Origin of the sequence: Kitasatospora putterlickiae (assembly GCF_039527695.1) — a bacterium.
Taxonomy (GTDB): Bacteria; Actinomycetota; Actinomycetes; order Streptomycetales; family Streptomycetaceae; genus Kitasatospora; species Kitasatospora putterlickiae.
The window spans coordinates 1-1,022 of record NZ_BAAAKJ010000182.1 but is presented as its reverse complement, the minus strand read 5'-3'; the positions used below and the strand labels follow the sequence as shown (position 1 = coordinate 1,022).

The following is a 1,022-nucleotide window of genomic DNA, read 5'->3' as shown; positions in this document are numbered from 1 at the left end:
GGCGGCACGGCCGCGCCGCGCGCGCCCGTTCCTACCATCCGCACATGGAACAGCACGCTCTCTCGCTCCTGGCGGACGGTCTGAAGATCGACTGGGCCAGGATGCCGACGTACAACACGATCATGTCCGTGGCCGCCGGCGCCGGCCTGCTCCTCGTGGTCGCGCTCGGCCGCAGGTTCCTGGTGCCCGGCCCGATCGCCACCCTCGACGGCTGGGCGCTGGCCTTCGGCGCGCTCGGTTTCACCCTCGTCGTCACCGGGCTGCACATGACCCTGACCTGGCCGCTCGCCGGGCAGGGCTTCCCGTTCGACAACATCATCTTCGGTGAACCCGCCCTCGCCTTCGGTGTCTTCCTGCTCTCGGCCTCCTTCTACCTCTGGAAGCGCGGCGCCGAACTGCTCGGCGAGGAACGGGTGGCCCGCACCGCCCGGATCGCCGGACCCGTGTCGCTGTTCGTCTTCGGTATGGGTCTCGCCTGCTTCGGCATCGCCGCCGCGGGCTGGAAGTACACGCTCTTCGCGGCCCCGCCGGAGGAGCCCATCTCCGGTGAGTTCGCGGACTGGCCGTGGCTGGAGGCGAGCTTCATGTCGGGGCTGTACGTGCTGGTCGGCATCGGCGCGCTGCTGTTCCCGTTCGCGCTGCGGCGTCCGGCCGCGTGGCCCGCCCCGGTGGTCGGTGTCGCCTGGGGCCTGGCCGGGCTCGCCTTCCTCGTCTTCGGCGGCCTCAACTACTTCACCCACATCGGACTGATCGTCAACACCATGTGACGCGCCCTCCTGGCGGAGGGGCGGACCGTCGGCCGGACGGCGCGGGTGGTGCGGCCGGGGCCTCGTGACCGGTTCCCTGAACCTCTACAGTCATGTAGATTTCGGCTGGTGGCGGCCGCTGGGACGCGGCTCGGCCGGGCCCCGGTCGCCGGCCCTACCGGCAGAGACGACAGGAGTTTCAGTGAGCCCGCGTGTGATCGCGAAGATCGCCCCCGCCCTCGTACTGGTCGGGCTGGTGCTGGGCGCGCCCGGCGC

General features: G+C 71.2%; 1 protein-coding gene. It reads left to right on the top strand.

Features of this window, described 5'->3' with window-relative positions:
* The first annotated feature begins 44 nt into the window (after positions 1-44).
* Positions 45-767: a DUF981 family protein gene (locus ABD308_RS18230; RefSeq protein WP_344335696.1), complete on the top strand. Its 723-nt coding sequence runs from the start codon at positions 45-47 to the stop codon at positions 765-767.
* The last annotated feature ends 255 nt before the right edge of the window (positions 768-1,022 follow it).

What these genes read in the sequence shown, in the direction of transcription:
- ABD308_RS18230 (WP_344335696.1), top strand. Translation starts at nt 45, where the DNA reads ATGGAACAGCACGCTCTCTCGCTCCTGGCGGACGGTCTGAAGATCGAC.